The 22,160-nt window shown below is 61.5% G+C and carries 19 protein-coding genes; 7 read left to right on the forward strand and 12 right to left on the reverse strand.

The genetic code is table 11. The features are described 5' to 3' along the window. The first annotated feature begins 5 nt into the window (after nt 1–5). The 4 genes from WH299_RS17580 to WH299_RS17595 all read left to right on the forward strand — a co-directional run bounded on the left by WH299_RS17580 (nt 6) and on the right by WH299_RS17595 (nt 4,752). The gene (locus tag WH299_RS17580; protein ID WP_028617001.1) at nt 6–1,274 is read left to right on the forward strand and encodes a Zn-dependent hydrolase; all 1,269 of its coding nucleotides are present in this window, start codon (nt 6–8) and stop codon (nt 1,272–1,274) included. Next, nucleotides 1,271–2,674 carry an amidase gene (locus tag WH299_RS17585; RefSeq protein WP_339550893.1) on the forward strand — a complete coding sequence of 468 codons (1,404 nt, stop codon included), beginning with the start codon at nt 1,271–1,273 and terminating at the stop codon, nt 2,672–2,674. Before WH299_RS17580 ends, WH299_RS17585 begins: the two co-directional genes overlap by 4 nt. A gap of 151 nt (nt 2,675–2,825) precedes the next feature. Continuing rightward, nucleotides 2,826–3,689, forward strand: coding sequence for a LysR family transcriptional regulator (locus tag WH299_RS17590; protein WP_122729302.1), 864 nt, complete (start codon nt 2,826–2,828; stop codon nt 3,687–3,689). Nucleotides 3,690–3,747: 58 nt separating this feature from the next. Continuing rightward, nucleotides 3,748–4,752, forward strand: coding sequence for a LacI family DNA-binding transcriptional regulator (locus tag WH299_RS17595; RefSeq protein WP_028617004.1), 1,005 nt, complete (start codon nt 3,748–3,750; stop codon nt 4,750–4,752). Here the strand turns inward: WH299_RS17595 and WH299_RS17600 are convergent. The 6 genes from WH299_RS17600 to WH299_RS17625 form a co-directional block, all read right to left on the reverse strand. Continuing rightward, entirely contained in the window at nt 4,749–5,474 is a 726-nt protein-coding gene (locus tag WH299_RS17600) for an SDR family oxidoreductase (protein ID WP_122729304.1), read from the reverse strand. The two genes, WH299_RS17595 and WH299_RS17600, sit on opposite strands and share 4 nt — an antisense overlap. A gap of 137 nt (nt 5,475–5,611) precedes the next feature. After that, nucleotides 5,612–7,144 carry an FGGY-family carbohydrate kinase gene (locus WH299_RS17605; RefSeq protein ID WP_339550894.1) on the reverse strand — a complete coding sequence of 511 codons (1,533 nt, stop codon included), beginning with the start codon at nt 7,142–7,144 and terminating at the stop codon, nt 5,612–5,614. Between the two features lie 2 nt (nt 7,145–7,146). After that, a complete protein-coding gene (locus WH299_RS17610) occupies nt 7,147–8,226 on the reverse strand; it encodes an alcohol dehydrogenase catalytic domain-containing protein (RefSeq protein ID WP_122729309.1) in 1,080 nt (359 codons plus the stop codon). Nucleotides 8,227–8,254: 28 nt separating this feature from the next. Next, nucleotides 8,255–9,247 carry an ABC transporter permease gene (locus WH299_RS17615; RefSeq protein WP_122729311.1) on the reverse strand — a complete coding sequence of 331 codons (993 nt, stop codon included), beginning with the start codon at nt 9,245–9,247 and terminating at the stop codon, nt 8,255–8,257. After that, nucleotides 9,213–10,721 carry a sugar ABC transporter ATP-binding protein gene (locus tag WH299_RS17620; protein ID WP_028617009.1) on the reverse strand — a complete coding sequence of 503 codons (1,509 nt, stop codon included), beginning with the start codon at nt 10,719–10,721 and terminating at the stop codon, nt 9,213–9,215. The genes WH299_RS17615 and WH299_RS17620 overlap by 35 nt, the downstream gene beginning before the upstream one ends. Nucleotides 10,722–10,784: 63 nt before the next feature. Further along, the gene (locus WH299_RS17625) at nt 10,785–11,708 is read right to left on the reverse strand and encodes a substrate-binding domain-containing protein (protein ID WP_339550898.1); all 924 of its coding nucleotides are present in this window, start codon (nt 11,706–11,708) and stop codon (nt 10,785–10,787) included. Nucleotides 11,709–12,025: 317 nt separating this feature from the next. On the opposite strand from WH299_RS17625, the gene WH299_RS17630 reads away from it, so the two are divergent. Beyond that, nucleotides 12,026–12,703, forward strand: coding sequence for a sterol desaturase family protein (locus tag WH299_RS17630; RefSeq protein ID WP_339550900.1), 678 nt, complete (start codon nt 12,026–12,028; stop codon nt 12,701–12,703). After that, nucleotides 12,700–13,800 carry an SMP-30/gluconolactonase/LRE family protein gene (locus WH299_RS17635; protein ID WP_339550902.1) on the forward strand — a complete coding sequence of 367 codons (1,101 nt, stop codon included), beginning with the start codon at nt 12,700–12,702 and terminating at the stop codon, nt 13,798–13,800. Before WH299_RS17630 ends, WH299_RS17635 begins: the two co-directional genes overlap by 4 nt. A gap of 49 nt (nt 13,801–13,849) precedes the next feature. Here WH299_RS17635 and WH299_RS17640 read toward each other — a convergent pair whose 3' ends face one another. From WH299_RS17640 to WH299_RS17665, 6 genes are all read right to left on the reverse strand, one after another. Next, nucleotides 13,850–15,292 carry a pre-peptidase C-terminal domain-containing protein gene (locus WH299_RS17640; RefSeq protein ID WP_122729317.1) on the reverse strand — a complete coding sequence of 481 codons (1,443 nt, stop codon included), beginning with the start codon at nt 15,290–15,292 and terminating at the stop codon, nt 13,850–13,852. Between the two features lie 112 nt (nt 15,293–15,404). After that, nucleotides 15,405–15,785, reverse strand: coding sequence for a hypothetical protein (locus WH299_RS17645; RefSeq protein WP_122729318.1), 381 nt, complete (start codon nt 15,783–15,785; stop codon nt 15,405–15,407). Nucleotides 15,786–15,787: 2 nt separating this feature from the next. Beyond that, on the reverse strand, nt 15,788–16,783 hold the full coding sequence (locus tag WH299_RS17650) for a hypothetical protein (protein WP_339550904.1): 996 nt from the start codon (nt 16,781–16,783) through the stop codon (nt 15,788–15,790). A gap of 137 nt (nt 16,784–16,920) precedes the next feature. After that, complete coding sequence (locus tag WH299_RS17655) at nt 16,921–17,982, reverse strand: lipocalin-like domain-containing protein (protein WP_122729322.1); 1,062 nt, start codon at nt 17,980–17,982, stop codon at nt 16,921–16,923. Then, a complete protein-coding gene (locus WH299_RS17660; RefSeq protein WP_122729324.1) occupies nt 17,972–20,434 on the reverse strand; it encodes an FtsX-like permease family protein in 2,463 nt (820 codons plus the stop codon). The genes WH299_RS17655 and WH299_RS17660 overlap by 11 nt, the downstream gene beginning before the upstream one ends. Nucleotide 20,435: 1 nt before the next feature. Next, entirely contained in the window at nt 20,436–21,104 is a 669-nt protein-coding gene (locus WH299_RS17665; RefSeq protein WP_123476074.1) for an ABC transporter ATP-binding protein, read from the reverse strand. A 274-nt stretch (nt 21,105–21,378) separates the two neighbouring features. Here WH299_RS17665 and WH299_RS17670 point away from each other — a divergent pair, with 274 nt between their 5' ends. Then, nucleotides 21,379–22,053, forward strand: coding sequence for a histidine phosphatase family protein (locus WH299_RS17670; RefSeq protein WP_122729328.1), 675 nt, complete (start codon nt 21,379–21,381; stop codon nt 22,051–22,053). Nucleotides 22,054–22,160: the final 107 nt, after the last annotated feature.

A 22,160-nucleotide genomic window follows, 5' to 3' on the forward strand; every position in this document is an offset into this window, starting at 1 on the left:
TACTGATGAATAGTTTTGCGCAACCGCTCAAGAGCAACGCCCCGCTGATCAACCGCGACCGCTTGTGGCAATCGCTGATGGACCTGGCCCAGCTCGGCGCCACCGTCAAAGGTGGCGTGTGCCGCTTGGCGCTGACCGACCTGGATCGCCAGGCCCGCGACCTGTTTGTGCAATGGTGCGAGGCCGCCGGGTGCAGCGTCAGTGTCGACGCTATCGGCAATATCTTTGCGCGCCGTGCCGGGCGCAACCCGGCCCTGCCCCCGGTGATGACCGGCAGCCACATCGACACCCAACCCACCGGCGGCAAGTTCGACGGGTGCTACGGGGTAATGGCGGGACTGGAAGTGATCCGCACCCTGAATGATTTGAAGATTGAAACCGAAGCGCCGATCGAAGTGGTGGTGTGGACCAATGAAGAAGGCTCGCGTTTTCCGCCGTGCATGATGGGTTCCGGGGTGTTTGCCGGTAAGTTCGATTTGCAGGACACCCTCGATAAGCTCGATGACCAGGGCCTGTCAGTCGGCGCCGAATTGCAGCGCATTGGATACGCCGGCTCCCGCGCCGTGCTCGGCCACCCGGTCGGTGCCTACTTCGAAGCACATATCGAACAAGGCCCGGTACTGGAAGACCAGGCCACTACCATTGGCGTGGTCATGGGTTGCCTGGGCCAGAAATGGTTCGACCTGACCTTCACCGGCGTCGAAGCCCACGCCGGCCCGACGCCGATGCATCTGCGCAAGGACGCCCTGGTCGGCGCCGCCGAGGTGGTTAGCGCGGTCAACCGCATCGCCCATCAACAGCAACCCCACGCCTGCGGTACGGTCGGTTGTCTGAGCCTGCATCCCGGCTCGCGCAACGTGATTCCCGGCCAGGTGCACATGACCCTCGACCTGCGTCATCTGCACGCGGACAAGCTGCAAGCCATGGTTGATGAAGTGCGCAGCGTGATCGAAGCCGCCGCCGCCAGGCACGGGTTGGCATATGAACTGACGCCAACCGCCGACTTCCCACCGCTGGACTTCGCCCCAGCCTGCGTCAATGCCGTGCGTGAAGGCGCCGAGGCCTTGGGCTTGAGCCATATGGACATCGTCAGCGGTGCAGGCCACGACGCGATTTTTGTCGCCGAACTGGGTCCGGCCGGGATGATCTTTGTACCGTGCGAAGGCGGTATCAGCCATAACGAAATCGAAAACGCCGCGCCGGACGACCTGGCGGCAGGCTGCGCGGTGTTGTTGCGCGCCATGGTCAACGCAGCGCAGGGGGACGTGGCATGAGCGAGATCGGCCAACTGACGGCGGTGCAACTGCTGCAGCATTTTCGCGACAAGACCTTGTCGCCGGTGGAAGTGACCGAGGACGCCTTGCTGCGTATCGAACGCTTCAATCCGGTGGTGAATGCCTATTGCCACGTGGACCCGGAAGGCGCGCTGAATGCGGCGCGCGCCTCGGAACAACGCTGGCTGAACGGCCAACCCTGCGGTCCGTTGGACGGCGTGCCGTCTTCGATCAAGGACCTGACGCTGACAATCGGCATGCCCACCCGCAAGGGCTCACGCACCTCGTCCGCCGACGGGCCGTGGGAGGTGGACGCGCCCTTCCCGGCCTTTATGCGCAAGGCCGGTGCGGTGCTGCTGGGCAAAACCACCACCCCTGAATTCGGCTGGAAAGGCGTCACCGACAATCCGCTGTACGGCATCACCCGCAACCCCTGGGACACCCGCACCACAGCAGGCGGTTCATCCGGCGGCGCGGGCGCGGCGGCGGCATTGAACCTGGGCGTGCTGCACCAAGGCAGCGATGCGGGCGGTTCGATTCGGATTCCCTGTGCATTTACCGGCACCTTCGGGATCAAGCCGACCTTCGGTTATGTGCCGCAATGGCCGGCCAGCTCCATGACGATCCTCTCGCACCTGGGGCCGATGACCCGCACGGTGGAAGACAGCGTATTGATGCTGCAGACCATCTCGCAACCGGATGCTCGGGACGGGTTGATCGGTGCGCCGAGGACCACACCGTGGTTGTCGGGCGCGGCGGATTTGAAAGGGCTGCGCGTGGCTTACAGTCCGAACTTCGGTTACGTGGAGGTCGACCCGCAAGTGGCCAAGGTGGTCACGGAGGCGGTGCGAGGCCTGGAACAACTTGGCGCCCATGTCGAGCAGATCGACCCCGGCTTCAGTGACCCACTGGAAGTCTTCAGCACCTTGTGGGCAGCCGGCGCTGCACGCCTGACCGCGCCCATGAGCGAGGCACAAAAACAACTGCTGGACCCCGGGCTGCTGCGCATAGCCCAACGCGGCGAGCGTTTGAGCCTTGACGACTTCAGCGCGGCCCTTGAAGCACGCGCAGCCCTGGTGGCACGCATGGCGGCGTTCCATGAGCACTACGATGTACTGGTGTCGCCGATGATGCCGATCACCGCGTTCGACGCCGGGCATGACGTGCCACCGGGTTCGGGTTTGCAAGAATGGACACAGTGGACACCGTTCACCTACCCCTTCAACCTCACCCAGCAGCCGGCGGCATCGGTGCCGTGTGGGTTGGCAGCGAACGGCTTGCCGGTGGGTTTGCACGTGGTGGGCGCGCGGTTTGCGGATGAGCAGGTGTTGAGGGTGTGCCAGGCGTACGCCAAAGCCTTCCCTACCCCGCACTTACAGGCACCAAAAACCCCAGTCTGAAATGCAATCTACTGTGGGAGCTGGCTTGCCTGCGATGGCGGCGTATCAGAGACAACTGGGTTGACTGAATCACCGCTATCGCAGGCAAGCCAGCTCCCACAGTTTCAACCACATTCCATTACACTGTCCCCCATTCATCCCCGGGGGCTTCATGGACATCGAACTGGCACGCACCTTCCTCGAAATCACCCGCTGCGGCAGCCTGGCCGCAGCAGCCGAGAAACTGCACGTCACCCAGACCGCCATCACCGCGCGGGTCAAAAGCCTCGAAAGCCAGCTAGGCAGCACACTGTTCATCCGCAACCGCGCCGGCGCCCGGCTGACCGCCGACGGCGAGGCCTTCGTGGTATACGCCAACCAGTTGCTGCAAACCTGGGAAGCCGCCAAACGCGACCTGCCGCTGCCCGATGGCTATCGCAACGTGCTGCACATCGGCGGCGAGGTCAGCCTGTGTAACCCGTTGATGCTCGGCTGGGCCCAAGCGTTACGCCAACACATCCCCGGCCATGCCCTGCGCACCGAAATCCGCGAAGGCGATTACCTGTTGCGCCAGCTGGAACTGGGCGTACTCGACGCTGCATTGGTGTTCCAGCCGCAATACTGGCCAGGTTTGCAGGTGGAACAGGTGCTGGAGGAAAAACTGATCCTGGTGCAGTTGGTGAGTAACCCGGCGCCCTACGTGTATATCGATTGGGGGCCCGGGTTTCGTCAACAACACGACGCCGCGCTGCCCGACAAGGCCCGTGCCGCGTTGAGTTTCAACCTGGGGCCGCTGGCATTGCAGTACATCCTTGAGAACGGTGGCGCCGGTTATTTCCGCACCCGCGTGGTGCAGAGTTACCTGGACAGCGGCGTAATGCAGCGTGTGCCCAAGGCGCCGGAATTCAGCTTCCCGACATACCTGGTGTATTCACGGGCGCGAGATTCGGCAGTGTTGCAACAGGCACTGGGGTTGCTGCGTGAGGTGGTCAAGGCCGAAAGCGACTGGTCGCAGCGTTGGGACCCATTGATTTGAAGCAACAATCTCCACCGCGCATGCTAGCCTGCGGGTGTTTCCTTTTGCAGCCTGACCGATGAACAAGAAGAAGTCCGTCACTATCAGCGACATCGCCAAACGGGTTGGCATGACCACCATCACGGTGTCTCGCGCACTGAGCAAACCCGACCTGGTCAAACCGGCCACTCTGGCGCGCATCCTCGAAGTGGCGCGGGAGATGGACTACGTGCCCAACGCCTTCGCACGCGGGCTCAAGCGCAGTGAGAGCCTGATCATCGGCGTGATCACCGCCTCCGTGGACAACCCGTTCTACAGCGAAATGATCAAGGCGATTTCCCGCGAGGCCAAACAGCACGGCTACACCATCATGCTGGTGGACACCGATGAGCTGGAAGAGCTGGAAAGCAAGGCCGTGGACACCCTGTTGGGCTACCGCGTGGCGGGGATCATTCTGTCGCCGGTCTCGGATGAACCGAGCTACCAGCCCGATTACCTCGAACGCTTGGGCAACGGCAAAACCCCAGTGGTGCTGCTCGATCGCACAATCCACGACAGCCCGTTCAGCCGCGTGGTGCTCGACAACTACCACAGCGGCATCCAGGCCGCGCACTACCTGCTGCGCCAGACGCCCGACCTCAAGCGCCTGCTGGTGCTGACCGGCCCCGAGCACTCACGCATCACCGTCGAACGCCTCAAGGGCCTGCGCGAAGTGCTGGCCGAGCACCCGCAGGTGCAGGTCGAAGTACAGGCCGGCGACTACACGCTGATGCCGTCCTACCTGCACACCCTCGACTACCTGGCCGAACACTCGGCGCCGGACGCGATCATGGGCTTCAACCAGTTGATCACCCTCGGCGCCTTGCGCGCACTGCGCATGCACAACATCGCCCATGACAGCCTGACCATCTGCGGCATTGACCGCCTGCCCTTCGCCGATATCTTCGGCGTGCCCATCGCCTGCGTGGCTCACGATGCCTCTTTGGCCGGCAGCAGTGCGGTGCGCCTGTTGCTTGATCGCCTGGAAGACCCGTTCAAGCCACGGGACAAGGTGGTGATCGCCGGTCAGTTGGAAAACGGCTAGCGGCTGGTGTAGCCACCGTCGATGGGCAGGCTCACGCCGCTGATCATGCTGGCAGCGCTGCTCAGCAGGAACAGCACCGGCAACGCCACTTCGACGGTTTCAGCAAAACGCCCCAATGGAATGGCCGCCAGCGCCGGGTCGCGCTTGGCCGGTTCGGACCAGGCCATGGCGGCCATCGGCGTGAGCGTGACGGTGGGGTTGACGCTGTTGACGCGAATGCCAAAGCGGCCCCACTCGGCGCATTGCACACGGGTGATCGCATCCAGCGCGGCCTTGGAGGCGCAGTAGCCGAGGTGATCGTCCAGGGCCACCAGCGAGGCCTGGCTGGAGACATTGACGATGCTGCCGGCGATTTGTGCTTCGATCATTTTCGCCGCCACGCGGCTGGCGACCTGGGCGGCGGCGCGGGCGTTGACCTGCATCACTTGGTCAAAGGCTTCGGCGCTGATGGCGGCAGCCGGCTCCAGCCGCGAGATGCCGGCGCAGTTGACCAGGCCGTGCAGCGGCGGCAGGTCCTTCAAGACGTTGTCGAGGGCGGCGCTGTCGGCGATGTCCAGGCACAAGGTGTGGCAGCCGAGTTCGGCCAAGGCTTGGGCGTCGCGGCCGAGAGCAAAGACATCGGCGCCGCTGGCGATCAGTTGCAAAGCGATTTCGCGCCCAATGCCGCTGCTGGCGCCGGTGACGAGGATGCGATGGTGGGTGAAGTCGAAGGCTGCGTTCATGAATAGAGATCTCAAAAACAATGAAGATCCAATGTGGGAGCTGGCTTGCCTGCGATAGCGGTGGTTCAGCTAGTACATTTGCGACTGATACACCGCTATCGCAGGCAAGCCAGCTCCCACATTTGGACTGTGTTGAATCAGTTGGTTTGTAGGTTATGCATGATCGGTTTCAGGGCGGGATACAGCTTCAAATACTCGGCAAACGCCCGGTCATAAACCCCGACGTTTTCAACCTTTGGCTCCGCCCGCAGCGCCAACTGCACCCACCCTTTATCCATCTCCCCATCGCTCACCAACCCCACCGTGTGCGCCGCCAACAACGCCGCCCCCAGCGCCGCTTCCACCTCCTGGACAATGGTGTACACCGGGTAGCGCGTGACATCCGCGATGATCTGCATCCACAGATCCGAATGGCTCGCCCCGCCCACCACGATCAAGCGCGGGTCCAGGGAATGCGCGCCGCGTGTGCCCGCTTCGATGTTGTGTCGCAGGGCAAAACTCACGCCCTCCAGCACCGCGCGATACAGGTGAATACGGCTGTGGTAGAGGTTCAAGCCGACAAAACTGCCACTGGCACGGTCATCCCACACCGGACTGCGCTCGCCCATCAGGTACGGCAGGAACAACAGGCCTTCGCTGCCGGCCGGGATGTTCATCGCGCGCTGTTCCAGCAGCACCAGGCTGTCCTGGCCGGTGGCCTTGGCTTGTTGCTCTTCGGCCTGGCAGAACTGCTCGCGAAACCAACTGACCGACGCGCCTGCCGTGATCGCACCGCCAAAGATGTACAGGTCGCGGTGGCCGTTGTAGACGTGGGGCATGCTCACCAAGCCATGGTGTGCATCCACTTGCTGGTTGAGGTAACCCCAGCACATGCTGGTGCCGATCATTGCCACGTGATTGCCTGGCTGCGTCACCCCTGCGGCCAGCGTTGCCATGGCCGCATCGACGCCACCGGCCAGAATCGGTGTGCCCGCCTGCAGGCCCAGACGCGCAGCCCAACCCTCCAGCAACCCACCGACGACTTCCCCGGAATACACCAGGCGCTCCGGCATCATGGTGTGCGGTATGCCCAGCGCATCAAGCATTTCGGCGGACCAGCCGCGCACCTTCACGTCGTAGACGCCACCGATATTGCCGGCGCTGCTATGGTCCACCGCCAACTCGCCGGTGAGGCACCAGTTGATGTAGCTGTTGGGCGGTAGCAGGTAGCGAGTCTTGGCCCACACCTCGGGCTGGTGCTGCTTGAGCCAGAGCATCTTGGTAAAGCCGTAATAGCTGTCCACCGAGTTGCCGGTGATCGCGAACAGCCGCTCCAGGTCCACTTGCTCGCGCACCCAGGCCACCTGCTCGCCAGCACGGCGGTCCATCCAGATCAGGCACGGGTGCAGCGGCGTGATTTGCGCATCCACCGCAATCCCCGAGCCGCCGTACAGGCTGCTGATACACAACGCCTTGATCTGCTGCGCCGCCACGCCGGCCTTGGCCATACACTGCGCAACGCAAGCCTCGACGGCGTCCAGCCAGACCTGCGGCCATTGCTCGGCCCAGCGCACTTTCGGGGTATCCACACGATACCCCTGGCTGTGCTGGGCGATGATCGTACCTTGACCATCCACCAGCAGCGCCTTGGTGCTCTGGGTTCCTATATCAACACCCATCACGTAGTTCATTTTCAGGCCACCGGCTTCAACAGCACCTTGATCGACTTGGTCGAGTTGGCCAACGCGAAGGCTTCGGCAAAGTCGTCCAGCGGGAAGTCATGGGTAACGATGCCCTTGGACGTGACCAGGCCACGCTCGAACAGGTCGATGGCGATCGGGTAGCAATACGGCCCGAGATGAGCGCCGCGTACGTCCAGCTCCTTGCGGTCGCCGATGATCGACCAGTCGACGCTGGTCTCGGCACCGAACACGCTGAACTCGACAAAACGCCCGAGCTTGCGGATCAGGTCCAGGCCCTGGGTCACGCCGGCCGGAACGCCTGTGGTTTCGATGTAGACGTCGCAGCCATAGTTGTCGGTCAGGCCGTTGATAATCGCGCGGGCGTTATCGCGCGACGGGTTGATCACCACATCGGCGCCGAATTTTTTCGCCAGTTCCAGGCGCTCGTCGACCATGTCGATCACCACCAGTTTCTTCGGGGTTTTCAACGCAGCGACCTGGACCATGCACAACCCGAGGGTGCCGGCACCGGCGATCACCACCACGTCGTCGAGCTGGACATCGCCACGGTTGACGGTATGGATCGAACAGGCCATCGGTTCCACCAGCGCCGAGTCTTCCAGCGACACCGACTCGGGGATCTTGTGCACGATGGCGGTCTTGGGAATGCGCATATACTGGGCCATGCCGCCTTCGGCCACTTCACGCTGGAAGCCGAAGATGTTGTGCACTTCGCACATCCAGTACTTGCCCGACTTGCAGAAACGGCACTTGCCGCACGGCACGATCTGTTCGGCGATCACCTTGTCGCCCACCGCGACGTCGAAGTGCTCTTCGGCGCCCTCGCCCACTTCCACCACATAGCCAAAAAATTCGTGCCCCGGTACGACCGGCGCCTTCACCCACGGGTTGTCGCCGCCCCAGAACATCGCTGCGCCCGAGTGGCACTTGCAGTCACTGGCGCAGATGCCACAGGCAGCGATACGGATCACCAGTTCATTGGCGCGTGCCTGGGGTTTGCCGATGCGTTCCAGGCGGTAGTCTTTGGGGCCGTGGCAGACGACGGCTTGCATTTCGGTGTGCTTGTCCATGGTGTCGGGTCCTGTGCTTGTGAGGAGTTTATTTGTGGCGCTGACGACTGATAAAAATCGCCAGCAAAATGATTGCGCCCTTGATCACGCTCTGGACATAGGGCGACACACCCAGCATGTTCAGGCCGTTGTTCAACACGCCGAGCAACATGGCGCCGAGTAAGGTGCCAACGATCACCCCGCGCCCGCCGGCAATCGAGGCACCGCCGAGTACCACGGCGGCAATCGCGTCCAGTTCGAACGACACGCCGGCGTTCGGCTGGCCGCTCATCAGGCGCGAGGTCAATACCAGCCCGGCAATCGCCGCCGTAAGGCCGCTGATGCCGTACACCAGCAACTTGAAACGCGCCGCACGCACGCCGGACAACCGCACCGCTTCTTCATTGCCGCCGATGGCGTAGATGTAGCGGCCGATGCGCGTGTGTTGCAGCAGCACGTAGGCCGCCAGGTAGGTGAGCAGCATGATCAGGATCGGCACCTGGATACCGAACAGGCTTTCGCGGCCAAAAAACGCAAACCAATCCGGCAACCCGGAAATCGGGTAGCCATCGGTGTACATCAGGCCCAGGCCACGGGCGATGCCCATGGTCGCCAGGGTCACGATGATCGGCGGCATGTGCAGGTAGGCGACGAACAAGCCGTTGCCGATGCCAAAGGCCACGCCGATCAACATGCCCGCGCCAATCGCCAGGCCGGGCGGCAGGCCCGCGACCATCAACCCGGCTGTGAGCGTGCCGGACAAGGCCATCACCGGCCCTACCGACAGATCGATGCCGCCGGTGAGGATCACGCAGGTCATGCCCACCGCGATGATCGCGTTGATCGACACCTGGCGGGCGATGTTCGACAGGTTGCTGGCGGTGAGGAAGGTGTCGCTGGCGAGGATCATCACCAGGGTCACCACCACCAGCCCGACGAAGGGATAAAATGCCGGCGAGCGCACCAGCCGCGCCAGGTTCAGGCGCAACCGGCTGCTGTCGCCGGTACTAATGGACGTATTCACTTGAGCCCCCTGTTGCATGGCGCATGACCTCTTGAGGATTGACGGCAGATGCTTCGAGTACCTTGACGATGGCGCCCTTGTGGAACACGGCGACGCGGTCGCACATGCCGATGACTTCCGGCAATTCGGAGGAAATCATGATGATTGCGTAGCCTTGTTCGGTGAGGCTGCGCATCAGCGCGTAGATCTGCGCCTTGGCCCCCACGTCGATGCCACGGGTGGGTTCGTCGAACACCAGCACGTCGCAGTGATGGTTGATCCAACGGGCAATCACCACTTTTTGCTGGTTGCCGCCGCTGAGGTTGAACACCCGGCTTTCACTGCTGGGGGCCTTGATCGACAGTTGCTTCATCAGGCCTTCGACGCTGGCGCATTCGCGGTTCTTGTCGATCAGGCCCGAGGCGTTCTGGTATTTGGGCAGGTTGTTCAGCGAGATGTTTTCGCGAATGCTGAAGTCGGTGATCAGCCCTTCGCTCTTGCGGCTTTCCGGGAGCAGGCCGATGCCGTGGGCCAGGGCCTGGGCCGGGTCGTCGAGGGTGATTTTCTCACCGCGCAGCCACACGTCTTTGCTCACCGACGGCAGCGCGCCCATCATGCCCAGGGCCAGTTCGGTACGACCGGAACCAACCAGGCCGGCAAAGCCGAGGATCTCGCCCTTGTGCAGCTGGAAGCTGTTGTGCGGGCCGTTGCGCACCAGTTGGATGTCCTTGACCTCCAGCAACAGCGGGCCGCGCTCGGTGTTCGGTTTGGGTGGAAAACTGCATTCCAGGCGGCGCCCGACCATCATCTCGACCAGCCGGTCGATATCACTGTCAGCTACATCGGTAACGCCCACATTGCCGCCGTCGCGCAACACGCTGATGCGGTCGCACACCTGGAAAATCTCCTCTAGGTGATGGGAGATGAAAATCACCGCCACACCCTGGCGCTTGAGTTCGCGCATGATGTCGAACAGCAGCTCAGCCTCGCTCGGTGTCAGCGTGGCAGTCGGTTCATCCAACACCAGCAGGCGCGCATCCAGGGCCAGGGCCTTGGCGATTTCGACAAACTGCTGCTCGGCCACGCTCAGGTGCTTGACCGCACATTGCAGGTCGATGGTCACGCCGAGGCGCTTGAACAACGCCTCGCTGGCCTCGACCATTTCGCGCTTGCGCAACAGGCCGAAACGGTTACTCAGCTCATGGCCGAGGAAGATGTTTTCCACGGCAGTGAGGTAGGGAATCAGGCTGAACTCCTGGAACACGATGCCGATACCGGCGGCGATTGCGTCGCGATAGGTCGCGAACTGCTGCGCCTGGCCATCGATCAGGATCTGGCCTTCGTCTTGATGCTCGACGCCGCCGAGGATCTTCATCAGCGTCGATTTGCCCGCGCCATTTTCGCCGAGCAAGGCATGAATCTCACCGCGCTCGACTTGCAGGTTGATGGACTTGAGGGCCTGTACGCCCGGGTACCGCTTACAGATGTTTTCCAACTTCAGAAGACTGCTCATACCGCCGACCTCGTATTCAGAAGGATGACCTGGGCCCCACGGTAGGCGTGGGGCCTGGGCGATTTACCAGCTGAAATCCTTGGCCTTGGCCTGGTCGATCAGGGTGATATCCACCGGGATGGTGGCCGGCACCTGCGAGCCCCACTTCTTGGCCAGGGCAATGCCCAGGGCCAGGCGGATCTGGTCGCGCGGATACTGCGCTGAGGTGGCGATGAACTTGCTACCGGGCTTCTGGATCGCCTTGACCGCTTCCGGCGCGCCGTCGACGCTGACCAGCTTCACGTCCAACCCGCTGGCTTCGATGGCCGAGAGCGCGCCGAGGGACCCGTTGTCATTCACACTGAAAATGCCCTTGAGGGTGGGCTGGGCCTGCAGCATGTTTTCGGTGACGGTCAGCGCCTGGTCACGTTCCTGCTTGCCGTTCTGGATGCTGACGATCTTGATATCGGGGTGCTTGGCCACGGCCTCTTTGCAACCGCGCACACGCTCCAGGATCGGCACCACGGCGATGCCGTCGAGGATCGCGATATTGCCTTTGTCGCCGATGTTCTTGGCCAGGTATTCACAGGCCTGGAAGCCAGCGTCAAAGTTCTTCGAGCCGACGAAGGAATCCAGCGGGCCGTCGGCTTGGGCGTCTACCGCGACGACCACAACACCGGCGGCGTGGGCAGACTTGACCGCCGATTGCACGCCGACCGAATCCGTAGGGTTGATCAGCAGGATGTCGATGCCTTTTTGCAGCATGTCTTCGACGTCACTGACTTGCTTGGACACGTCGTGACGGGCGTCGGTAATGATCAGTTTCGCGCCGATGGTCGCCCCGGCTTCTTCCAGGGCGTTTTTCATGGTGACGAAATAGGGATTGTTGATTTCCTGGAAGGACGCGCCGATGCGGATCGGCTTGGCAGCTTCGGCGAATGCTGGGGAGACAGTGCCGAGGGTGATGCTTACAGCCAATAAACACAGGGTTTTCGGGAGCATTTTCATGGCGTGATTCTCTGTTTTGTTTTTATTGTTAGAGCAAATGTTATCGTTAACATTTTGCGAGAAACTAACAAGGAAAACAGGCGTGTGCAAGCCCCCACTGGTCGGTCGGGGTGGGATAACACTCAATAGAGAACTCGGTTAAATGTGGGAGCTGGCTTGCCTGCGATGGCATCACCTTGGTCTGACTGAAAGACCGAGGCGTCTGCATCGCAGGCAAGCCAGCTCCCACACTTGATTGGCGTTGCCTTCGAAAACTCGCACATTCCCTGGCGCCAACTAAGCTCACTTTCCAACAAAAAAACACCGAGCAACCCGCCATGGACCACCCCACCGAGACCTTTCGCGCCCGTTACCGCGCCACTGTCGCGCCCCACTACAACCCTTGGCTGCACGCCAGTTTCGTGTTCGGCTACGGCATCGTGTGCATCGCCCTGGCCTGGTCATCCACGCATCAGATCAGCGCTGTGCAATGGCTGACCGTGCCGCTGACCCTGGTGTTCTTCAACCTCTGCATCTACCTCGTGCACCGTCACCTCGGCCACCACAAGCACGCCTTGGCCCGGCTGTTCTACGCACGCCACACCGGCGATCATCACAGTTTCTTCACCCCTGGCCACATGACCTACGACAGCCCCCGTGACTGGCGCGTCATCCTGTTCCCGGCCTGGCTGATCGTGCTGCACAGCCTGACAATCACCCTGCCTGCCTGGTGGTTGCTCAAACAATTGAGCCTCAATGTCGCCGGCCTGTTCGCGGGGTGCATGATCCTCGGGTATTTACTTTACGAAGTGTTTCACGCCTGCGAGCACCTGCCCGCCAGCCACCCGGTGGCGCGCTTGCCGTGGATCCGCCAGATGCACCATTTGCACGCCCTGCATCACCGCCGTGAACTGATGCAGGGGCGCAACTTCAACATCGTCCTTCCCCTGATGGATTACCTGTTCGGCACCCTGCATTGGGAACCGAGCATCAACGACAACCAGGAATCGTCATGAGTACCCGTCCCAAAAAACTGCGTCATCTGCTGTTTCTACTGCTTCTGACGGTGGTCGCCTTTCTGCTGTTGATGCCGACCAAAGTGCAACCCGTAAACTGGACGCCACCCACGGCGCCGTCGGTGAAGAGCGGCCTTTACACCGAGAACCAGCGCCTCAAGGGCGTGCAGAAAATCGGCGCCCAGGACATCGCCGGGCCCGAGGCCTTGCTGCTGGATGCCCAGGGTTTTTTGATCAGCGGCTTGCACGACGGGCGCATCATCCGCACCTCGCCCGACAGCCGCAGCCTGGAAGTATTGGCCAATACCGGCGGAAGGCCCCTGGGCCTGGCGCTGCACCCGGATGGGCGCCTGATCATTGCCGACGGGATCAAGGGCTTGCTCGCCCTGGATGCAAAACACCAACTCACTACGTTGAGCACCAGTGCCAACGGCCTGCCCTTCGGTTTCACCGATGACGTCACCGTGGACGCCATCGGGCGCTATGCCTATTTCAGCGATGCGTCGAGTCGCTGGGGCTACGGGCAGGACGGCGAAGCGGTGATCGAACATGGCGGCGACGGTCGGCTGCTGCGCTATGACTTCAACAACGGCAGCACCGAGGTGCTACTGGACAAACTGCAATTCGCCAACGGCGTGGCCTTGGGGCCGGATGAAAACTTCGTGCTGGTGAACGAAACCGGCGCCTACCGTATCAGCCGTTACTGGCTCAAGGGCGACCGCGCCGGCACCCATGACTTGTTTATCGACAACCTGCCCGGCCTGCCGGACAACCTTAGCTTCAACGGTCAGGACCGTTTCTGGGTAGCGCTGTATTCGCCACGCAATCCGTTGCTTGACAGCTTTGCCGGCTACCCATTGCTGCGCAAGGTGATGGTGCGGGCGCTGATGGTGGTGCCCAAGCCTATCGAACGCAAAGCCTTCGTACTGGGCTTGGATACCGAAGGTAAGGTCATCGCCAACCTGCAGGACGGCAGCCCGGGGAACTACTCGCCGATCACCACCGCACGGGAATATGGAAACTGGTTGTACCTGGGCTCGTTGAAAGGCACGAGCATGGCGCGGCTACCGCTGGACCTGGCATTGGCGGGCGACTAAAAAAAGGGGCAGCCTCGTCAGGCTGCCCCTTCTCACTCACACCGTTGAATCAGTGAACGATGTTCTGGGTGCAGATGTGCCCGAAGGTCACGTAAGGCACGTTCTCGCCACCCACGCCCACGCCAGGGAACTCGTCCAGCTCGATACGCCAGCCGCCAAAGTTGAAAGTGGTGTCCCAAGTGTAGGTGACGCCCGTGCTGCTGTCCGGATACTGCACACGGTTCTCGCCGAAGCAGTCGCCGATACCGGAACTGGCCTGGGATGTGCCCGCACTGTTGGTGGTGGCCTTGAAGTCGGTCCAGTGGAACTCGGCACCGTCAAAGCGTTTGTCGATACGCAGAACCGGCGTGACGCCCAGCAGCGGTGCGCCCGTGGAGTCGGACCAATTGGTGGTCCAGTTCACCGTACGTCCCGCCTGGGTCGCCATCCAGAAAATCGACGCCGGTACACGCACGATATTGTCACCCTTCACATCAGACGTGTTCAGGCGCGGCGTAGAGCCCAGGCTCAACTGGTATTGTTTGGTCGAATCCTGAACCACGGCCGGATTGGCCCGCACACGCACCTTCACCGTGGTGCCCGGCGTGACACTCGGGTAGGTCGAGGTCGAGCCGGCAGGGATGGTGACCCAATTGACGCCGTCAAAACGATCGAAAATCCATTGGTTGCGGCTGCCGTTCGCGTCACCGGCCAGGTACATGCTCACGCTTTGGCCACGCACCGCCTTGAAGTCGAAGTAATCGACATCGTTGGCGTTGTCGAGGTTGCCGGTCACCTTGTTCATCGAGTCCGGCAGCACAAAGGCGGTTTGCGGCGTGTCATTGGGCTCATAGGCATCGACGTTGGTATCCACCGCCACGCCAAAGCTGAATTGCGAGCTGCTGGCGACCTTGGCGACCATGTACCAGTAGTAATCACCGGCCGGCAGCACGCCGTTGAGGTACTCGTCGGCATTGCCTGCGGCATCCGAGGAACCCACCACGCTCAGGTTGCCCTGGCCGTCGTCCTGGAACAGGGTCAGCGACATGTCGGAGCCCGCGCTCTGGTTGACCAGTTGCACCTGGACCCGCGCGTTTTCTGGCAGGTTGAAGTGATAAGCGAACTCTTCACCTTGAGCCACACCCGAGATGGTGTAGAGCGTGTTGATATCCAGGGTGGGGAACAGCGGGACGAAGGCCGCAACGGCAGCGCTCTTCAGCTCGGCCTGGCCGGGCTTTTTCAACTCACCGACCACGGTGTTGAAAGGCGCGGATTTAAGGGACTGCGTGACAGCCTTGGACTGACCGGTCTTGGCTGCCTTCAGCTTTTGCTTGAGGCTGTCCGGGACCTTCGCCGCGTCCAGCTTGCCGCCGGATTTCAGGGCTTTGTCCACGGCCTGTCTGACCGCTTCGGCATTGAGTTTCTGAGGGTATTGCTCGGCCAGGGCAAAGGCCGAAACGAAGCAGGAGGCCGCCATGGCCGCGCCCAGCATAAAGGCTTTTTTCGATTTCATTTTTTATCCATCCATAGTTAAAAACTGAAGGTCAGGTGACATCCGGTCACCTGGGATGGAATGTAGAATATGACTGGATGGATGTACAGTATTTTTTATGAAAAAATCATTCCTATGGAATCGGGATGTCGTACCACCAGCGCCAGAAGACCCACACAGCTGTTGCAATCAACCAAACGAACCCAAGGTAATAGGGCCAAACCACCCAGCGTTTAAGCGATAAAGGAACAGAAGCCAGTTCGGCTTCACTCACCACCCCTGCCTTGAGATGGCGCTTTGAATCTGAAAGTAACTCCGCAATCAGCATCATGCGATATTGCCTGTCGATCCACCGGTTTCGGCTCCAAAATCGCTTATTGCCGCAGACCATTTCGTTTTCGCGGAAGTAACTCTCCACCTCGTCGAGCTTTGTATATTCGGCGAAAAAACCGAGCCCCAAAACGACAAACGCTCCGGCAAAATGCACTATGGTGAAGACAAGAAAAAACGACACGATTAAGCTCCCTCCGGCACAAAGATCATATCTCCGTTGGCCTCTTGGATCTCTCCACCCAATAAGGCACCTTCATGACCAAGAACATTACCTACGGCCTGCCCACCCGCAGCGCCGCCAATAATTGCGCACGCAAGCTCACCGCGTCCCTTCATCGCAATACCCAAAAACATGCGACAGCCTCGAATCGCGAGTTTGGCACCATACTTTCCCCCTACTGCGGCCCCCGTCACTGACCCCACCAACCTCCCCGTCTCCACATACTTCGCCCTTCGACACTGCGCCTCCCTCCCCGTCACACACGCCTCCTTGATCTCCAACCCTGCCACACCCACATCCAACGCCAACCCCACATACGTCCCGCTCCCCAACCACTTCGACATCTGCGCCATCGCTCGCATCCGCGTCGCATACCCCGCAATCTCACCCTTATGCAGATAACTCCTCGTCGAAATCCCCAACACCTTCTTCAACGACGCATTGCCCTGCAAGCCCGTACCAAACCGCGCAGCCCCCTGCAGTTGCACCTCCAAACCCCGGAACAACGCTTGGCGCCGCTGGATAAACGCCGCCCTGTCCAACCCGCCGTCTTTCAACCGCTGATGCAGCCGTTGTATTTCCTCCAGCGTTTGCGCCACTTCATCCAAGTGCCGCGCCCAGGCCGAGGTCGCACTGCCGACGCCAATCGAGCCATTGGCCATGAAACTCTGCAGCAAGTCATAGTTGCCGAGCATTGCCGTACCGGCCGCCGCATTCAGTTCCAGGTGACGACGGACTTCTTCGGCATGACGCATCAACCACGCTTCCTCGACCGAACAATTCCGGCTGTGGCTGTCGGGAACAATCACCAGTTGCCCCGGTGCCACCAAGGCGGGCCGCAGGTGCCGATTCAGCACATCAAAATGATCCGAGCGCGGGCGGCTCAGGCTGCCGCCCATCAATCGGGATTTGAGGCTTTGGTAATCCGTTGCGCGGTCGTTGATAAAGCTCTGCGCCATGCCCTACATCCAGGATGCAATTGAGATGGCGTCGGAATATAAGCAAGCGACTGCGCCCCGGACACAAGCCAAGGGTGGCTGCTTTACATTTGGGAAGCTGCCTACGCAGCGGTGAAATAGAGCCTACAGAAACCGCCTTAATACCCGGTCATTTCCAGGTAACCCACCCCACCGTCAAACCGTACCGGCCCTTCCCAGTACGGAATGCTCAAGTTCATCCAAGCGTTCGGGTTGACGGCTTGGGTGATGATATCCAACTGTTTGCCAGGGATTTTCAGCGACCAGCGCGTGGGAATCTTGCGCCCATCAATCGTGGTGGTTTCCAACGGTACCAGTTGGATATCAGCGTTGTGCAGCGTCTGCGTCTGGCCTTGCGCGTCGATCCAGGTGCCCGTGAGATACCCAGCGTCGTCGGCTTGCCGTACCCGAAACAACATCAACTGCTCGCCCCGGTCCAGGTGCAGGGAAAACCAGTCCCAGCCGGTCTGGCCGGCGCTCAGCGGTTGGCTGCTCCACTCGCGGTCGAGCCAGGCCGGGCCGGTGACTTTATAGACCTCGCCATCGATAGTGACGCGACCACTGGCACTGAAAAACGGCTGGCTGTAGTAGTACGACGCCTGGCCCTGGTCGGACTTGCGGCTGTAGCCGTTGTCGCCCTGCAACACCAGTGGGCGACTGGACGTCAGGTGCAGGTCATAGGCGAATTGCGCACCACTGGCCTTGAGTTGCATGTCGGCCAAGCTGCTCGCGGCGCCGGGACGGGTGACAAAATTCCAATCGTCGATCCAGGCGTTGAACGGCTGCGCCTGGGCCCCGGCCTGGCCCACGCCGCCGCGCGCAAAGCGTTCGGCGGCGTAGTGGTGAGTGGCGGACGTCACGGCGGCGTGGCCAAGCCAGATCGTCGAATCACGCCAGCCCGCCTCGGTCGGCCCCGCCTTGAGCGCATTGCGGAACAACGTCCACTGCACGCCGAAGACATTGCCCTGCGCGTCCTTGAGGTTGGCGGTGACGTACCACCACTCGATACGAAAGCCCTGATGGGGCCCATGGTCCTCGGGAAAACTGAACACTTTGCCGGGCACCACTTGGGCAAAGTCCGCCGCGTCACTGCCCAGGCCGGCGAAGCTTTCCTGCGGCTCAGGGACTTTGTCACATGCGGCCAGTAAGCAGCACATCCACAACAGGCACTTAATCTTCATTGGCAAACGTCCTCAACAGATCCGCCGGACGGCTGCGATACAACTGCCACAACGGCCATGCCGAGGCCAGCAACGTCGCAACCATCGCCAACCCGAGCAATTGCGCGAGTTGCCACGGGAACACCTGCAACGGCAGGCGCCAACCGAAAGCCTGCACATTGATCACCGCATCCAGGCACCAAGCCAACAGCAAGCCGAGCGGCAAGGCCAGGACCAGGGTAAGCACCGCCAACAGCCAGGTCTGGCCGAGATTGAGCAGCATCAATTGCCGGCGCGTGACGCCCAATGCCCACAGCGGTGCGAGCTGGCCCAGGCGACTCTGGCTCTGGGTCAACAGGCTGATGAACAGCGCCACGCCGGCCACGCCCAGCGTCAGGCTGTTCAGGGCAGCAGTGGCGGCGAAGGTACGTTCGAACACCTGGCTCGACCAGCCCTTGAGTTGCTGTTGATCGACGATACGGCTGTCGTCCAGGGCAAAGGCGCGCTGCACCTCACGGGTCAGCAACGCCACATCCGAAGGTGACACACGCAGGTTGAAACGCGCCGGAGACAGCGTCGGCCAATGGGTCAGCAGGTGCTTGGAATTGACCAGCACATGGCCTTTGGGGTTGCCGTAATCGGCGTAGATCCCCACTATTTTTGGCGTCCAGGTGCCTTGAGGCGTGGGGATACTCAAGGTATCGCCCAACTTCACCGCCAGCCTGCGCGCCAGTTGCTCGCTGAGCATCAACGTGTCGCCTTGCTGCAGTTGATCCCACGGCTCACTCGACGCCTCCAACAGCGGCCAATGCTGGCGATAAGTCGGGTCGTCGACCACGCCAAACAGATCCGCCGGCCAGCCCTGCAATTGCACCGCAACCTGCCAGGTGGGCAGCACCGTCTGCACCAGCGGTTGTTGCGCCAACCAACGGCTCAGTTGCTGCGCCTGGGCCGGGTTTTGTGGGTTGAGGTACAACTCGGCGGTGAGACGCTGCTCCAACCAGTTGTTGAAGGTATGACGAAACCCCGAGGTCATGGAGCCCGCCCCGATATTCGCGGCCAAGGCCAACAGCAGCGCCATCAGGGCCAGGCTCAATGCCGGCAATTGCTGACGGCAATCAGCAAGAAACCACTGGCCCAGCACCGAGCGGCTGCGTCCCAGAACAGCCTTGAGCAGGCCATTGAGCACCACCGGCAACCCCAGGGCCGCGCCGAGCAGTAACGCAGCCATCAGCACGAAGCCGGCAGCCAGGCTGTGACCGAACCACAGCGCCAGCACAGCGATTACCAACGCGGTACCGGCCACCCACCCTTGACGCCGCAACCAACGCCCATGGGCCTCATGCCAGGCCTGCGCATTGGCCAGCGCCAACAAGGGCAAGCGCGCCGCCCGCCACAGGCTGCTGGCACCGGCCAGCAACGCGCCGAGCAAACTCAGGCCCAACCCCGCGCCCCACCACCAAGGGCTCAGGCTCAATTGACCCGGCACCTCGGCACCATACAAACCACGCAGGCTGGCAGCGACATCGGGCAGCAACAGACTCGCCAGCAGGTAGCCGCTGGCCACGCCCAACACGCCACCCAGCAACGAAAGCACGCCGAGTTCGACGCCCAGGCTGACAATCAACAGACGCACACTGACGCCGCAGGCGCGCAAGGTGCGCAACAGCCCGCGCCGTTGCTCCAAGGCGAGGCCAATGGCGGCATGCACGATAAACAACCCGACCACAAAGGACAGAAAGCCCAATGCATCGAGATTCAGGTGAAAGCTTTCGGTGAGACGCGCAAGGTTATTGTCCTCGCCCTGCTTGAGTTGCAGCCCGGCGGGCGGCGTGGGCTGGCCAGCGGCGAAAGCCTTGTCCACTAACAGCCGCGACAGGCGATCAGGCATCTCCAGCACAGGCTGGGCAAAGCCGATATCGGTGAGCAACAATCCGGGGGCCATATCGGCCTGGGCTTGCAGCGGCGGCAGGGCGTGTCCGTTCTGGGTGATGGGCTGTTGACCTGCATGCAGCCCCAAGTCCTGCAAGGTCTGCGGCGCAATCCAGGTACGCCCCGGCGGATCGAAAAACGCCAGCATCTGCGCCTGGCTCATGCGCTGCCCCGCCACTGCGCCACTGCCCGGCAACGACAACGGGTCGATGCCCATCAATTGCAGGCGCACATGCTCCAGCCCCTTGAGTTGCACCCTCCCTTGAACCACCGGCGACACCGGCCAGCCGGCTCGGCGCAACTGTGCAAATACGTCCTGTGGGAAGCTGGCGCCGTCCGGCGCGCCAAGACTGGCCTGGGGCTCGCCGCCGATCAAATGACTGGCGCGGGCATAGCTGTCCCGCGCCTGGCTGTTGAGAGCCTGCACACCGATCAGCAACGCGGTGGCCAGCCACAAACCGGTGAGCACGCTGAAAAACTGCACGGGATGGCGCCGCCAATGGCTGAGCAGCGCACGCAAGGTCCAATAAAAAATTGCCATTTCAGACAGCGCTCGCCGGCACGACACGACCACGCTGCAGTACCACCTGCCGGTCCAGGCGTGCGGCGATACGCGGGCTATGGGTGACCATCAACAAGCTGGTGGGGCTGTCACGCAGCAGGTCCAGCAGCAGTTGCAATACCTCGTCGCTGGTCGCTTCGTCCAGGTTGCCGGTGGGTTCGTCGGCCAATAGCAGGCCCGGCCGTGACGCCAATGCGCGCCCCACCGCGACCCGTTGCTGCTGGCCGCCGGAAAGCTGTTCCGGATAACGCTTGAGCAGATCGCCCAGGCCCAGACGCTCCACCAACTGTGCCTGCCAGTGCGGGTCAAACCGTCCTGCCAACCGCGCCTGGAACGCAAGGTTGTCCTCGACCCGCAGACTGCTGATCAGGTTGAACTGCTGGAACACTAGCCCAATCTCCGTGCGCCGCCAGTGGGCCAGCTGCGCTTCGCTGAGTTGATCGAGACGCCGCTCGCCGACCTGGATGCTGCCCCCCTCCACCCGATCCAACCCGGCCACCAGGTGCAGCAAGGTGCTCTTGCCACTGCCCGACTCACCCATCAACGCCAGGCTGCTGCGCTCGGCCAGGTGCAGATCCACACCGGCCAACACCGCCAACGGTCCCTGGGGGGTGGCATAGCTTTTGAACACACCTTGCACCTGCAGCATGACGACACTCGTTTGAGGGGGGGCAATCGAGAATAACGGCTGCCGATCCCGGTCATGCAAATTTTTCACATCGATTTCACCGACTGCCCACCCACCCCTCTTTAAATTACCGGTCAAGCGTCACTTGTCGGCAACTTGTTAGTTGTCAAGCTTCACAACTTTTTACATGCAAAATGTTCAGCGAAAAGACAGCCGCCGTGTGACAGCCTCTTGTTCCATTACCGGCATTCGCCCACACGTTGCGCCTAATTAATAGAACATTGCCAACACTACCATGGTGAATAAAGTGGTTGACCTTACCCTGACCAAACCGCGCTCGCGATGGGCCTTTATCAGGCGCCTGCGAAGACTGTGGCTGGGCTTGTTAGTGGTGTGTTTGCTGCTGGTCGCCAGCCTGCTTTGGCACGCATCGCCAAAGGACCTCGGTATCGGTAACCGCCTATTGACCTCCCACGTGCTGCCCCTCTGGCGTGACGGCGACCTGATCGTGCTGGTGCGTCATGAAGAGCGTTGCGACCGCTCGACCAACCCTTGCCTGGGCCCCGTGGAAGGCCTCACGATTCATGGCAGCCAACAGGCCGAAGAGCTCGGAAACGCCTTTAAATCATTGGGCATGGGCACAAGCGACGTACTTGCCAGCCCCACGATTCGCACTGCGCAGACCCTGCGTTTCATGTTCGGCAAAAACGAGTTGACCTCCGGCCAGCAGGCCGTCTGCGGCACGGCCATGGGCGAAGAATTGCTCAGTCATAAGGCCCCTGGACGCAATCTGGTGTTCGTCACCCACAGTGGCTGCATCGCCGACTTCGAAAAAGCCCAGGGTTTCCCCCATGCTGCGTTCCCCGAATACGGCAGCGCGTTGTTTGTGCAGACATTACCCAACGGTAAGTTCAAGATCCTGGGCATCGTCAATGGCCCGGACTGGCCCGCCGCATTGAAACAACTCTAGAAATATTCCTGTCCGTTTGTTCAGCAAAAAGACAGCCCTGTTCTGGCATGTTTAGTTGCGCCCTTTAACTAAGGACGTCATGAATATTTTCCGTCATTCAGTGAACA

The sequence above is a fragment of the Pseudomonas sp. MYb541 genome (assembly GCF_037479595.1).
GTDB classification, from domain to species: domain Bacteria; phylum Pseudomonadota; class Gammaproteobacteria; order Pseudomonadales; family Pseudomonadaceae; genus Aquipseudomonas; species Aquipseudomonas canadensis.